Raw genomic sequence first — 12,854 nt, forward strand, 5'->3', positions numbered from 1 at the left:
AGCGCAGACGGGACAGAGGCACACATGGACACCAGCACTCACCGCGGACAGCGCATGCCCCGATCCGAGCGCCGCGCCCAGTTGCTCGAGGCAGCGCAGTCGGTCTTCGTCGAACGGGGCTACCACGCGGCGGCCATGGACGACATCGCCGAGCACGCCGGAGTCTCCAAGCCGGTGCTCTACCAACACTTCCCCGGCAAGCTCGAGCTCTACCTCGCCCTGCTCGACGCGCACTGCGAGACCCTCGAGCGGCTCGTGCGCGAGGCCCTGTCGCAGCCGGCGGACAGCAACGAGGACCGCGTGCAGGCGACGACCGGTGCGTACTTCGACTTCGTCGCGCGCGAGGACGGGGCGTTCCGCATGATCTTCGAGTCCGACCTGACGAGTGAGCCGCAGGTCCGGGCACGGCTCGACAGCGTCGAACTCGCCTGCGCCGAGGCCATTGCCGAGGTCATCGCCCACGACGCGGGCATCCCGGAGGAGCAGGCGATGCTCGTCGCATCCGGACTAGCGGGGATGTCACAGATCACCGCCCGCTACTGGCTCGCCGCGGAGACCGGCCTCAAGCGCGAGGAAGCCGCCGGGATCGCCTCCAGCCTCATCTGGCGCGGCATCGGTTCGCTGCCGCTGGTGGGTGGGGAACGATCCGAAGCCGCTCGGGGTTAGCCTCTCGTGAACCGGTCGCTCGCTCCTGGCGGGCGATCCCCACGAACGAAAGGTGACTGACCGTGGAGGTCAACATCGGCGTGCAGAACGTCGCACGCGAGATCGCACTCGAGACCGACGCCTCGGCCGAGGACGTGGCCAAGGCCATCGACGCCGCCCTGAGTGACGGGGGCGTCCTGCGCCTCACCGACACCAAGGGGCGCGAGATCCTCGTGCCCGGGCGAGCCCTGGGCTGGGTCCAGGTGGGCGAGTCCGAGAAGAGCAAGGTCGGCTTCGGCCAGCTCTGAGCCCGCCACCGGTCGGCGTCGCGCGGACGAACGCCGGCGAAACACTGTCTGACCTGCCCGGATGACAAACCTTCAGACCCAGAAAATGCGCGGCGCGCTGCCCACGCTGGGGCTCTGAAGTGGCATATGGTCAAAAGGTCAAGGTCATCACTGCGATGACCACTCTCGCGCCCGTCAGGGCCAGAAAGGAGCGGTTCCCGTGATCGGAACCATCATCGGCGCCATCATCGTCGGTGCCATCATCGGAGCGCTGGCGCGCCTCGTGCTGCCTGGTCGCCAGAGCATCTCGACCGCCGTGACCGTGATCCTCGGCATCCTCGGATCGCTCGTCGGATCCTGGCTCGTCTACCAGCTCGGCTACAACAACGACAACGGCGGGTTCAAGTTCATCCCGTTCCTCGCCGGCATCGTCGTCGCCGCCCTGCTCATCGTCGGCTACGGCATGGCCACCGGCAAGAAGCAGGTCTGACGCTCGACGCCAGCAGCTGAACACGAAGGCCCCGATCCCCATGAGGGATCGGGGCCTTCGTCGTCCCACCCTTTCCGCGCCGGTCGCGCGACCGGCGCGGTTGTTGGTGACCGGCGCTCGCATACCTGCGCCGGTCACCACGATGAGCGCCGGTCACCCTTGGACCCCACGAGGCCGCCTCCGCCCGAGCCAACGGGCCCAACGACCTGGCGAGGGCGATCTCGAGTATTCGTGGTGCGTGCGTTTGCGACGAAGGAGCAACTGAGCGCGCATCACGAATACTCGAGAGCGCCGTGAGCTCTCGTAGGTCTCGCGAATGGCTCAGGCGGAGAGGCCGAGCCGTCCCATGCGCTGCGTGTGCCGATCCGTGAGGCGCGTGAACATCTGACCGATCGCGGTGAGGTCTGCTCCCCCACCGACGAGCAGCCCCGCGAGCGAGTCGCGCTCGACTGCCACGGCCTGGCCCTGGCTCAGCGCCTCGCCCAGGAGCCGTCGGCCCCACAGGCTCAGCCTTCCCGACGCCGTCGGGTCGGTCTTCAGCGTGTCTCGCACGACCCCGACGACGAAGTCGCCCGTTCCCTCGTCGTCGAGGGCGCGGTCCATCACCGCCCGCGTCTCGTCGTCGACGAACGATCCCATCTCGCGATAGAAGTCCTTGGCGATGCCGTCACCGACGTACGCCTTGATGAGCCCCTCGATCCAGCTCTTGGGCCGGGTGCGATCGTGGTACGCCGAGAACGGCGCGACGAACGGCTGCATGGCTGCTTCGGCGTCGACTCCCATCTCGGTCAGGCGCGCCACGAGGAGTTCGTACTGGCGGTACTCAGTGGCCGCGAACCCCGCCATCTGCGCCTTGATCCGCAGCGAGGGCGCGAGGTCCGAGTCGGTGGCCATCCGAATGCAGGCCGTGAGTTCGCCGTACGCGAGGACTCCCAGCAGGTCCACCACAGCCGCCTTGTATGCCGGGTCGTCCAGTGCCGCTGCGTCTCCCGGCGTCGCGTTCGTCTCCATGCGCCGAAGCCTAGCGATCCGCACTGTTCGGGGCGGACGGCATACAGAAGGTAGTCTGGACGTGTCCACGGTGCCCGGTCGGCACGACGCACACCTGATGTGGGACTCCACGGGAGCCCCACCCGAAGACCTCCGATCGGCCCGCCACAGCGGCGACGAGCCTCCTGCGCGAGAGCCGCCGATCAGAGAGTTTCCATGACTGACGCATCAACGATCCCTGCCGACCCGACCGCTGAGGCGATCGCCGACGAGGTCGCCATCGAGGCGACGAAGCAGGCCACGGCCGCCGACCAGACGTTCGGTGACTTCGACATCCACCCCGACATCGTCGCGGCCCTCGCGTCGCACGGCATCACGACGCCGTTCCCGATCCAGGCGATGACCCTTCCCGTGGCCCTCTCCGGCCACGACATCATCGGCCAGGCCAAGACCGGCACGGGCAAGACCCTCGGCTTCGGCATCCCGCTCCTCAACAAGGTCATCGCCCGCGGCGACGACGCGTGGGACGCCTTCCCACACCAGGGCAAGCCGCAGGCCCTCGCGGTCGCCCCGACTCGTGAGCTCGCCGTCCAGGTGGCCGCCGACCTCGAGCGCGCCGGCGCCCAGCGCGGCATCCGCGTCCTCACCGTCTACGGCGGTCGCGCCTACGAGCCGCAGATCGAGGCGCTCCAGAAGGGCATCGACGTCGTCGTCGGCACGCCCGGTCGCCTCATCGACCTCGCCAAGCAGGGCCACCTCGACCTCTCCCGCACCAAGACCGTCGTCCTCGACGAGGCCGACGAGATGCTCGACCTCGGCTTCCTCCCCGACGTCGAGAAGTTGCTCGCGATGACGTCGCCGGCCCGCCAGACGATGCTCTTCTCGGCCACGATGCCGGGTGCCGTCGTGGCCCTCGCGCGCCGCTACATGACGCAGCCGACGCACATCCGCGCCATGCAGGAGGGCGAGGGCGACACCTCGCAGACCGTCAAGGCCATCACGCAGTACGTCTTCCGCGCGCACGCGATGGACAAGATCGAGATGCTCGCGCGCATCCTCCAGGCCAAGGAGCGCGGTCTGACGATCGTGTTCAGCCGGACCAAGCGCACCGCCGCCAAGGTTGCCGACGAGCTCGTCGACCGCGGCTTCGCCGCCGCCTCGATCCACGGCGACCTCGGTCAGGGCGCCCGCGAGCAGGCGCTGCGCGCGTTCCGCTCCGGCAAGGTCGACGTCCTCGTCGCCACCGATGTCGCCGCCCGCGGCATCGACGTCGAGAACGTCACCCACGTCATCAACTACCAGTGCCCCGAGGACGAGAAGACCTACGTCCACCGCATCGGCCGCACCGGCCGCGCGGGCCAGACCGGCATCGCGGTCACGTTCGTCGACTGGGACGACCTGCACCGCTGGACCATGATCAACAAGGCTCTGGACCTCGGCATCCCGGACCCGGAGGAGACCTACTCCTCCTCCGACCACCTCTACTCCGAGCTCGACATCCCGCGGGAGGCCAAGGGTCGCCTCCCGAAGTCGGCGCAGACCCGCGCCGGCCTCGACGCCGAGAAGCTCGAGGACCTTGGCGAGACGGGCAAGTCGAGCGGTCGTCGCCCGGCTGGTGGCCGCGGCGGTTCCCGAGACGGTGGCCGGGGCCGCAGCCAGGGCTCCCGTGACGGTGGACGCGACGGTGGCCGCGACGGTGGCCGCGAGGGCGGCCGCGAGCGCAGTGGACGCGACGGCGGCACCGGTGAGGTGCGCGCCGAGGGTGCAGCACCCCGCCGCAACCGCAACCGTCGTCGGACCCGTGGCGGCCAGCCCGACGCCGGCACGTCGGTCGCGACCGACTGAGGCGACCACCCGGCATACGCAAAGGCCCGTCCCGCATCGAGCGGGACGGGCCTTTCCGTGTACGGCTCAGGCGGACGGGATGGTCGCCGTGTCGATGACGTAGCGGTAGCGCACGTCCCCCGCAACGACCTTGTCGTATGCCGCGTCGACGGTCGTCGTGTCACTCGCGTCGAGCGTCTCGATGGTCGCCCCGATGCCGTGCTCTGCACAGAAGTCGAGCATCTCCTGGGTCTCACCGATGCCGCCGATGTTGCTGCCGGTGAGGACTTTGTTGCCGCCGATGAGGCTGCCCGGGCGGACCGCGAGTTTGCTCGGCGGGAGACCGACGTTGACGAGCGCACCGTTGGGGCGGAGCAGTCGGACGTAGGTGTCCATGTCGAGGTCGGCACTCACCGTGTTGACGATGAGGTCGAAGTTGCCCTTGGCGGCCCGCATCGCCTCGGTGTCGCTCGTGGCGATGTGCTGGCTCGATCCGAGCTCCTTGGCGTCCTCGGCCTTGGCCATCGAACGGGACAGGGTCGTGACCTCGGCACCCAGGGCGGCTGCGAGCTTGACCGCCATGTGGCCGAGCCCGCCGACGCCGACGACGGCGACCTTGCGACCGGGGCCGGCGCCCCAGCGCTTGAGGGGCGAATACGTCGTGATGCCGGCGCACAGGAGCGGCGCGGCCTCGTCGAGCTCGATGCCCTCGGGCACGCGCACGACCATGCGCTCGGTGACGACGATCTGCTGGCTGTAGCCGCCGGCTGCCCACTCGCCGTCGTAGTTCTGGCTGTTGTAGGTGCCGACGGACCCCTTGCTGCAGAACATCTCCTGGCCGTTCTTGCAGTGCTCGCACTCGCCGCACGAGTCGACGAGACAACCGACGCCGACGCGGTCACCGACCTTGAACTTCGTCACGCCGTCACCGACGGCGCTCACGGTGCCGGCGATCTCGTGGCCGGTGACGATCGGGTAGTGCGCGGCGCCCCACTCGTCGCGGACGGTGTGGATGTCGCTGTGGCAGATGCCGGCGAAGGCGATGTCAATGCGGACGTCGTCGTCCCGGAGGTCGCGACGCTCGAGGTCGACGGCCTCGAAGGGTGCTCCGGCCGACGGGACGGAGAGTGCTCGGGTTGTGGTGGGCATGGATCCCACGGTAAACCCGTCCGCGGCACCGCCCGGTCGGGGGTCATCACCCGACCCCCGACCCGTCAGGGCAACCGAGGCAGGAGCGACTCGGCGACCTTGCGATAGGCCTGCGCACCCTTGGAGGTGCGCGATGTCGCGAGGATCGAACGCCCCACCGCGGGCGCCTCGGCGAAGCGGACCGTGCGCGGAATCGGCGGCGACAACACGGGCAGGTCGTAGCGCTCCCCCACGTCGGCCAGAACCTCCTGCGCATGGTTGCTCCGGCCGTCGAAGAGTGTCGGGAGGATGCCGATGACCTCGAGCTTCTTGTTGAGGAACTTCGTGACGTCGGCGACGGTGTCGAGCAGCTGCCCGACGCCGCGGTGGCTCAACATCTCGCAGGGCATCGGGATGATGAGGCCCTGAGCCGCGGTGAGGGCGTTGAGCGTGAGCACGCCGAGGCTCGGTGAGCAGTCCAACAGGATGACGTCGTAGTCGTCACGCGCGTCCTGGAGCGCCGTCTGGAGGACGAACTCGCGTGCGGGCCTCCCCAGGAGGATCGCCTCGGTCCCCGCGAGATCGATCGAGCTGGGCACGAGGTCGACGCCGTCCTCGCAGGTGATGACGAGTTCGCTGAGCTCCGCCTGCCCGAGCAGGACGTGGTGGATCGACTCCTCCACCTCGTCGGGGTCGACTCCCAGGCTGAACGTCAGACAGGCCTGGGCGTCGAGGTCGACGAGCAGCACCCGCTTGCCGAGTTCGGCGAACGCCGCGCCGAGCGAGGCGACGGACGTGGTTTTGGCGACGCCGCCCTTCTGGTTGGCGACGGCGATGATCGTGGCACCTGAGGGGCGCTTGCGAGGAGGCACGGGCGGTCCTTGGAGTCGTCGGTATGCCGTCCGCCCCAGTCTCTCAGGCCGCGCGCCTTCGTGTGCGCGCGTCTTCGCGAGGAAGACGCGTCAGGTGTCGTCGCCCGCAGGTGGCAGCACGGATTCACCGATCGGACCGGGGTTGTGGGCGACCTCCCACCGGAAGCCGTCCGGGTCGGCGAAGTAGCCGGTGTAGCCACCCCAATCACGCTCGACGGCGTCCGAGACGAGGCTCGCCCCAGCGCGGCGCGCGTCAGCAAGCACGGCGTCGACCTCGGCGGGCGTTTGGACGTTGTGCGCGATCGTGATGGGAAGGACGCCCGGCAGGTCGGCGGGAGCGAGGGTGCCGATCTCCTCGGCCATGTGCGCGCGGTCCCAGAGCGACAGCACGAGCAGGGGCCCGGCGGAGAACATGATGACCTCCCCGGCGACGTCGAGCTCGGGCTGCCAGCCCAGCCCGTCGACGTAGAAGCGTCGAGTGACGTCGAGGTCGTGGACCCCAAGGGTGACGAACGAGATGCGCTGATCCATGTTGACTCTCCTCACTCCGCCTCGTTGGCCGCCGGGAGGATTCGCCGGGCGGCTTCGCCCATCCGGTGCTCCTGAACCGCGCCGGCAAGGAAGCGGTAGGTCCACTCCTGAGCCAGCGCGCGGTTCTCCGCCCAGATGATCGGGACGGTGGGCCAGCGCACCTGACACTCACCCACCTGGTCCGCGATGAGTGAGGGACGCACATGTTCGAGCTTGAAGATCGACGAGTAGCGGTCCTCGACGACCAGAGCGGACCGGCCAAGCGTGGCAAGTTCCCCCATGCGATAGGCCAGCCGACCGGACGACAGGCTCCCGGCGAGGTCGGCCAGCGACTTCCGCTCGACGACCGCGACAAGCTCTCCGTCAACGAAGGCCCCGTAGTCCCCGGTGTCGAGGGCGCGCTTCGTCGTCGTCGCCTGCTGGTGACTGAACTTCCACGCGTAGCGCTCACGCGTGTCGACGACGATCTCCAGGTCCTCCAGGCCGCCGGCCCGCGCCGTGGGCAGATCGATGTTTGGGCGGGCCGCCTTGGCCACTTTCGCGGTTTGCCAGAAGATCATTTCCCGACCACGGGCGCGGGTCAGGACGAATTGCGATCGGGCCTCTCGTCGGCGGTCCGCGACCACGTCGATAGCAGCCCCGCGCCGTCGGCACTCGGTGAGTGGCACCTCCTCGACCACATCAGCGTCGTCCGGCCACGGTGCGTCGTGCCGGTGGCAGTACACCTTGGAAGTGCGCGGCCACGTCTCCCTCGCCCTCAGGACGAGGCCATCGCCCAGGGGGATGCGCAGGAGGTAGGGCAGGCTCGAGTCCGGATCGGGGTTGCGGGCAACGAGCAGTGTCAAGGGCACGGTCACACGCTAGGCCCAGCCAGCGACGTCAGTCGACCTCGGCAGCGCGAGGAACCTCGGAGGGTTCCAGGGCCGCCCAGCCGGACTTCTCGGGACCTGCCGTCTGCCCCTCGGGGCAATGCGCCCGGAAGTCGCACCACGTGCACAGCGGACCGACAACGGGCGGGAACAGCGTCGACTCGACTCCCCGTTCGGCGAAGTCCGCATCGGCGCGGCGGGCGTCCTGAGCGATCGACTTCGCCTCATCGACCTTGCGCGTGAGCGACTCGGGCGTGTGCGTGTGCGACACGATCTCCCCCGACGGCACGTGGTGGAGCTCGACCCGAAGACACGGGTGACGGAACATCTTCCAGACCGCCGCGGCATACAGGGCAAGGGGCAGGGACGTGCGCGCGTCGTCCTCCCCGAGCGGTCGCTGGCTCGTCTTGTAGTCGACGACGACGAGCTCACGGTCGCGTTCGTCGAGGCGGTCAATGCGGCCGGTGAGTCGCAGGGTGCCGCTGATGAACGACACGGTTCGCTCGATGCCACGCGGCGGGTCGTCCGGATCCACTCTGCCGAGGTAGTCGACGACGTGCTCCTGCGCCCGCTTGCGCCAGGCGAGCGACTGGTCTGCGTCGCGGAACCCGACGTCGATCCAGGAGTGGCGGACCAGTTCGCGCCCGGCCGAGGCCGTGCGCCGATCACGAGGAAGGTCCCACCAGTCGCGCAGGGCATTGTGCACCGCGAGCCCGAAGGACGTGTGCGCCCGTTGCGCGCGCGCCTCGGGGCGCGGCTTGTCGAGGTACTGCATCCGATAACGCCGCGGGCAGTCGACGAGAGCGAGCAGGCGTGACGGGCTCGCGGCATACAACTTCGGCGGCATGCCCGCGAACTCCTGCTGGACCGGCCGCCCGGTGCCGACGTCGCTCACCTGACTCACCCACCCAACCTAGCCAGCCCGACCGACAACTCCACGCACCCATCCACAGGGCGCGTCAGCTGAAGACGATCGTGCGGTCCTCGTTGAGGATGATGCGACTCTCGCAGTGCCACTTCACGGCCCGCGCGAACACCCGTGACTCGACTTCCTCACCGGCGGCAACGAGATCCTCGGCGTTCATGCGGTGGTCGACGCGGTGGATGTCCTGCTCGATGATCGGGCCCTCGTCGAGGTCGGCCGTCACGTAGTGCGCCGTGGCCCCGATGACCTTGACCCCTCGCGCAAAGGCCTGGTGATAGGGCTTGGCCCCCTTGAAGCTCGGGAGGAAGGAGTGGTGGATGTTGATGACCCGCCCGCCGAGGTCGCGGCACAGGTCGTCACTCAGCACCTGCATGTAGCGCGCCAGGGCAATGAGCTCGACATCGTGCGCGGCGACGAGTTCACGGAGCTGCGCCTCCGCCCCGGCCTTGGTCTCGCGGGTCACCGGGATGTGGTGGAACGGGATGCCGTAGGAGCGTGCCATGGGCTCGAGATCGGTGTGGTTGCTGACGATGCCGACGATGTCCGCGTTGATCTGTCCGGACTTCCAGCGGAACAGGAGGTCGTTGAGGACGTGGCCGAATCGGCTCACCATCACCACCATCCGGTATGCCGTGACCGCCTTGCGCAGCTCCCACACCATTCCGAATTCGCCTGCGACAGAATCGAACTCACGCCTCCAGTCCTCGACGTCGACGTCTGCCAGGCCCGTGTCGAACCGCACGCGCATGAAATATCGTCCGGTGCGGTGGTCGCTGAACTGCTGACTCTCCTCGATGTTCGCCCGGCGCTCGAACAGGTGCTGCGTCACCGCAGCCACGATTCCGGGGCGGTCCGGGCAGGACAGGGTGAGGACGAGGTCACCCTCGTCCTCGGGGTTGAGTCGCCTCGTCACGCTGTCGGTCATGGTTCGATCACCTTCACTCCGTGGGCCTGCTCCAGGAGTCGGGCCCACTCACGGGGCTTCGTCGTGTTCTCGCCGAGTCGGTTGAGTTTGCCGGTCCCGTGGTAGTCGCTGCTCCCGGTGACGACGAGGTCGTGCTGCCCGGCCAGTCGAACCGCGCGCTCGACCTCCTCGGGTTCGTGGTCGCGGTGGTGGGCCTCGAGGCCGGCCAGACCCGCGTCCGCGAACTCCTCGATCATCTCGTCCGTGACCGGAGCCATCCGCATCGCGAACGGGTGTGCGAGCACCGGCACTCCCCCGGCCGAGCGGACGATGCGGATCGCCGTCACTGGATCGGGTGCGTAGTGGCCCACGTAGTACTTGCTGCCGTCGTGCAGCAGCTCGCGGAACGCCTCGTCGCGGGTGGCCACGACGCCCTTGGCGACCAGCGCGTCAGCGAGGTGGGGCCTCCCGAGCGTCGCGCCCGGGGCCACCTGGGCGCGGACCTCCTCCACCGTCACCGGGATGCCGTCGTCGGCCATGCGCTGGATCATCCGGTCCATGCGGGTCACGCGGCTGTCCCGCGCCCGGGCCAACTCGATGGCCAGCCGCGGGTCGTCGGGATCGGGGAGGTACCCCAACAGGTGGATGCTGCGGTGTGCGCGACTGCACGAGATCTCGATGCCCCGCACGAGCCGAATGCCCACGGTCATCGCCGCATCGGTGGCTTCCTGCCATCCGGCCGTGGTGTCGTGGTCGGTCAGGGCCACCATGCCCAGTCCGGCTGCCTTGGCCTGGGCCACGAGGTCAGCCGCACTCTGGGTCCCGTCGCTGGCGCTCGAGTGCGCGTGCAGGTCGATCTTCACGCTCGTAGCGTAGGTCCGCGACCGGGTGCGACGCGGGAGGCAACCTTTCACGGCATACCTCCGTAGTGCTGGGTGAGACCACGAGAAGGGGGACATCAATGGGACGAGAGTCCAAGGATGAGCGCGATGCGTCGTTCACGGCCTTCATGACGGACGCGACACCGTCACTGCTGCGCACGGCATGGCTGGTCACCGGCTCGCACGACCGGGCCCAGGAACTCGTCCAGGCGGCGTTCGTCAAGACGTATGCCGAGTGGCCCAGCCCCATGACGGCACTCTGCCGGCGCTCCCTACACCCACGCCCACAGCGACAACACCGGATCCGACGCCGACGATCACGAGCAGCGTGCTGATACCGACGGTGTCGACGTCGGCTTCTCCGTCGGCGACTCACACCACTGCCCCCACCACCACATCGGTCGCTCCGACATCCACCGGCGAGACCGAGTCCGAGCCGAGCCCCTCCTCGACGCCCACGGGGCCCGGTTGGTCCGAGCCCGTCACCGTGGCAGGGACGACCTACCGGGCGCGGCTCACCCCGACGACGGGAGACCACAACTTCGACCTCATGCTCGAAGCGGACGGGGCCGCGGTGTTCACGCCGGGCGCCGTCTTCAACACCGAGGGCCGCTGGGGCCGGAAGGCCGACGACCGGCGGATCGCCTACTACCTGGGTGCGACGCGCCTGATCGACCTCGTGTCCGTCGACGGACGGGCGGCCGACTCCGAGGTCATCGGACACGTGGAAGTGCCGACGCCGGAGGGCGATGACGTCACCGGTACGCCGTTCACCGACCTCGTTGTCACGATCATCCGCACCCACGCAGAGAGCACGTGGGGGCAAGGTCGCCCGAGCGGCTGGGTCGTCCGAACCAGCGATGGTGGGCTGTGGAACCTCGACGAGGACTGAGGAACCGGTCGATCGACGCCGCGTGACAACCTTTCGGACCGGACGCCCGTATCAAGGGCGTCCGGTCCAACCAGGTGAGAGAAGGTGGTGTCGTGAGCAGTCGCCACGACGGCTCGTTCGACGAGTTCTTGCGGTCGAGTTCCCCTCGACTGCTCAAGCTGGCATGGCTGCTCACCGGCAGCTCCGTGAGCGCCGAGGACCTCGTCCAGGAGACCCTCGAGCGCGTCTACGTTGCCTGGCCGCGCATCGACCACGGCGGCAGCCACAACTACGCCCGCCGCGTTCTCGTCAACCTCCACACGGATGCGCACCGCCGCACCTGGCGGGAACAGGTCACCGCAGAACTCCCCGAGTCCGGGGCAGCCGACCGCTCCGAACATGTCGCTCTCGCAGACGCGCTCACCACGGCCCTCGCCACCCTGCCGGTCCGCGAACGCCAGTGCGTCGTCCTGCGTCACCACATCGGCCTATCCGAGCGCGAGACCGCCGACACCCTCAACATCAGCACCGGCACCGTGAAGTCCTCGACCTCCCGAGGGCTCGCCCGCCTGCGCACCCTGCTCGTCACCGATGGAGGTCGCCATGTCTGACCCGATCCTCGAGTTGCTCGCCGCGCCCCCGTCGCCGTCGATGTCCGTCGACGAGAACGCCGTGTATGCCGGTGGGCGCCGTCGCGTCCGCCGTCGGGCGTTGCGCCGCACCGGTTTTGGGCTGGGTGCCGCTGCCGCAGCTGCCGCCATCGCGTTCGCCGTGGTCGGCCCGGGTGTCGGTGGCGACGCGCTGCCCGCAGACCGTCCATCCCAGATGGAGGGTGCGGGGAAGGCCGTGTCGGCAAACCTCTTCGACGGGACCTACGCCGTCGAGGTGATTCCCGGGGCACCTGCCGACCAGCCCAACGTGAAGTTCTACAAGGTCGACGGTGGCAAGCGGTCACTCCTCGCGGGATCGAGCGCCGACGCCAACGTGGTCTCGATGGGGACCGGCTCGGGCGCCGACGGCATCATGCTCGGCACGGCACCCGCCACCTTGGCCAAGTCCCTGACGATTGCCCCTGGGTCCAAGGGCGGCATCCAGCAGGACGAGGCGTTGCTGCCGGGCACGGACTACAAGGCGTACGCCCTGAAGTTCGACAATCCGGCGGACGTCGAGACCTACCAGGGCACGATCTGGATGGACGACACCGACTCCGCAGTGGTTCGGGACGCGATGGGCAACCGTCTTGCGAGCACGAAGATCGGCGCCACCGACACCTTCTTCGTTCATCGTGACGCCGACGTCATGGGTGTGTTCACGGCCGACGGAGGCTCCACGAAGCAGCTCGGGACGTCCTCCATCACGACCTTGGGCACCGGCCAGAGGCACGAGGGCGAGGACTGGTCCTGGCTCTCGATCACCCTGCTCCCCGAGGGTTCCCGGAACGTCACCTTCGAGTGGGCCGACGCTGCGACCCATCACGACGCGGTCGTCACCGACAGCTCGGGCACTGACGGGGCAGTTGCATGGGCCACAGGGACAGCCCCTGGCGATGGACCCGGCCCCCGCGTCACCAGGGTGACGTGGACCGACAAGGCGGGCACCCGGCATACCGAAGCTGCGAACTGAAGCCCGGGAGAACG

General features: G+C 68.8%; 16 protein-coding genes. 8 read left to right on the forward strand and 8 right to left on the reverse strand.

Going from position 1 to position 12,854, the window contains the following annotated elements; all coding sequences use genetic code 11:
• Positions 1-24: 24 nt before the first annotated feature.
• The 3 genes from N803_RS02670 to N803_RS02680 all read left to right on the forward strand — a co-directional run bounded on the left by N803_RS02670 (position 25) and on the right by N803_RS02680 (position 1,422).
• A complete protein-coding gene (locus N803_RS02670; protein WP_035902360.1) occupies positions 25-666 on the forward strand; it encodes a TetR/AcrR family transcriptional regulator in 642 nt (213 codons plus the stop codon).
• A gap of 62 nt (positions 667-728) precedes the next feature.
• Entirely contained in the window at positions 729-953 is a 225-nt protein-coding gene (locus N803_RS02675; RefSeq protein WP_035902361.1) for a DUF3107 domain-containing protein, read from the forward strand.
• 199 nt (positions 954-1,152) lie between these two features.
• Positions 1,153-1,422 (forward strand): GlsB/YeaQ/YmgE family stress response membrane protein, encoded by a 270-nt coding sequence (locus tag N803_RS02680; RefSeq protein WP_035902362.1) that lies wholly within the window; start codon positions 1,153-1,155, stop codon positions 1,420-1,422.
• Between the two features lie 321 nt (positions 1,423-1,743).
• Here the strand turns inward: N803_RS02680 and N803_RS02685 are convergent, their stop codons facing one another.
• On the reverse strand, positions 1,744-2,433 hold the full coding sequence (locus N803_RS02685) for a ferritin-like fold-containing protein (RefSeq protein WP_035902363.1): 690 nt from the start codon (positions 2,431-2,433) through the stop codon (positions 1,744-1,746).
• A 195-nt stretch (positions 2,434-2,628) separates the two neighbouring features.
• On the opposite strand from N803_RS02685, the gene N803_RS02690 reads away from it, so the two are divergent.
• Complete coding sequence (locus N803_RS02690) at positions 2,629-4,257, forward strand: DEAD/DEAH box helicase (protein ID WP_035902364.1); 1,629 nt, start codon at positions 2,629-2,631, stop codon at positions 4,255-4,257.
• A gap of 66 nt (positions 4,258-4,323) precedes the next feature.
• On the opposite strand, the gene N803_RS02695 is transcribed toward N803_RS02690, so the two are convergent.
• The 7 genes from N803_RS02695 to N803_RS02725 form a co-directional block, all read right to left on the reverse strand.
• Positions 4,324-5,385, reverse strand: coding sequence for an NAD(P)-dependent alcohol dehydrogenase (locus N803_RS02695; protein WP_035902365.1), 1,062 nt, complete (start codon positions 5,383-5,385; stop codon positions 4,324-4,326).
• Between the two features lie 65 nt (positions 5,386-5,450).
• Complete coding sequence (locus tag N803_RS02700) at positions 5,451-6,236, reverse strand: ParA family protein (RefSeq protein WP_035902367.1); 786 nt, start codon at positions 6,234-6,236, stop codon at positions 5,451-5,453.
• Positions 6,237-6,326: 90 nt separating this feature from the next.
• The gene (locus N803_RS02705) at positions 6,327-6,767 is read right to left on the reverse strand and encodes a VOC family protein (protein ID WP_035902368.1); all 441 of its coding nucleotides are present in this window, start codon (positions 6,765-6,767) and stop codon (positions 6,327-6,329) included.
• Between the two features lie 11 nt (positions 6,768-6,778).
• Positions 6,779-7,618: an ERCC4 domain-containing protein gene (locus N803_RS02710; RefSeq protein WP_156969630.1), complete on the reverse strand. Its 840-nt coding sequence runs from the start codon at positions 7,616-7,618 to the stop codon at positions 6,779-6,781.
• 28 nt (positions 7,619-7,646) lie between these two features.
• Positions 7,647-8,540, reverse strand: coding sequence for a RecB family exonuclease (locus N803_RS02715; RefSeq protein ID WP_245616967.1), 894 nt, complete (start codon positions 8,538-8,540; stop codon positions 7,647-7,649).
• Positions 8,541-8,595: 55 nt separating this feature from the next.
• The gene (gene purU / locus N803_RS02720) at positions 8,596-9,486 is read right to left on the reverse strand and encodes a formyltetrahydrofolate deformylase (RefSeq protein WP_035902370.1); all 891 of its coding nucleotides are present in this window, start codon (positions 9,484-9,486) and stop codon (positions 8,596-8,598) included.
• Complete coding sequence (locus N803_RS02725; protein ID WP_035902371.1) at positions 9,483-10,328, reverse strand: PHP domain-containing protein; 846 nt, start codon at positions 10,326-10,328, stop codon at positions 9,483-9,485. Before N803_RS02725 ends, purU begins: the two co-directional genes overlap by 4 nt.
• A gap of 98 nt (positions 10,329-10,426) precedes the next feature.
• On the opposite strand from N803_RS02725, the gene N803_RS18820 reads away from it, so the two are divergent.
• The 4 genes from N803_RS18820 to N803_RS02745 all read left to right on the forward strand — a co-directional run bounded on the left by N803_RS18820 (position 10,427) and on the right by N803_RS02745 (position 12,840).
• Positions 10,427-10,681 carry a SigE family RNA polymerase sigma factor gene (locus tag N803_RS18820; protein ID WP_035902372.1) on the forward strand — a complete coding sequence of 85 codons (255 nt, stop codon included), beginning with the start codon at positions 10,427-10,429 and terminating at the stop codon, positions 10,679-10,681.
• A gap of 152 nt (positions 10,682-10,833) precedes the next feature.
• Positions 10,834-11,238 carry a hypothetical protein gene (locus N803_RS02735; RefSeq protein ID WP_156969631.1) on the forward strand — a complete coding sequence of 135 codons (405 nt, stop codon included), beginning with the start codon at positions 10,834-10,836 and terminating at the stop codon, positions 11,236-11,238.
• A gap of 92 nt (positions 11,239-11,330) precedes the next feature.
• Positions 11,331-11,828, forward strand: a complete 498-nt coding sequence (locus tag N803_RS02740; RefSeq protein ID WP_035902374.1) for a SigE family RNA polymerase sigma factor — start codon at positions 11,331-11,333, stop codon at positions 11,826-11,828.
• Positions 11,821-12,840 carry a hypothetical protein gene (locus tag N803_RS02745; RefSeq protein ID WP_052111636.1) on the forward strand — a complete coding sequence of 340 codons (1,020 nt, stop codon included), beginning with the start codon at positions 11,821-11,823 and terminating at the stop codon, positions 12,838-12,840. The genes N803_RS02740 and N803_RS02745 overlap by 8 nt, the downstream gene beginning before the upstream one ends.
• Positions 12,841-12,854 lie beyond the last annotated feature (14 nt).

The organism is Knoellia subterranea KCTC 19937 (assembly GCF_000768685.1).
Lineage (GTDB): Bacteria > Actinomycetota > Actinomycetes > Actinomycetales > Dermatophilaceae > Knoellia > Knoellia subterranea.

Excerpts from the sequence above, each read along its gene's own strand:
- N803_RS02695 (WP_035902365.1), bottom strand. The coding sequence starts at position 5,385 with ATGCCCACCACAACCCGAGCACTCTCCGTCCCGTCGGCCGGAGCACCC.
- N803_RS02685 (WP_035902363.1), bottom strand. The coding sequence starts at position 2,433 with ATGGAGACGAACGCGACGCCGGGAGACGCAGCGGCACTGGACGACCCG.
- purU (WP_035902370.1), bottom strand. The coding sequence starts at position 9,486 with ATGACCGACAGCGTGACGAGGCGACTCAACCCCGAGGACGAGGGTGAC.
- N803_RS02705 (WP_035902368.1), bottom strand. The coding sequence starts at position 6,767 with ATGGATCAGCGCATCTCGTTCGTCACCCTTGGGGTCCACGACCTCGAC.
- N803_RS02690 (WP_035902364.1), top strand. The coding sequence starts at position 2,629 with ATGACTGACGCATCAACGATCCCTGCCGACCCGACCGCTGAGGCGATC.
- N803_RS18820 (WP_035902372.1), top strand. The coding sequence starts at position 10,427 with ATGGGACGAGAGTCCAAGGATGAGCGCGATGCGTCGTTCACGGCCTTC.
- N803_RS02670 (WP_035902360.1), top strand. The coding sequence starts at position 25 with ATGGACACCAGCACTCACCGCGGACAGCGCATGCCCCGATCCGAGCGC.
- N803_RS02745 (WP_052111636.1), top strand. The coding sequence starts at position 11,821 with ATGTCTGACCCGATCCTCGAGTTGCTCGCCGCGCCCCCGTCGCCGTCG.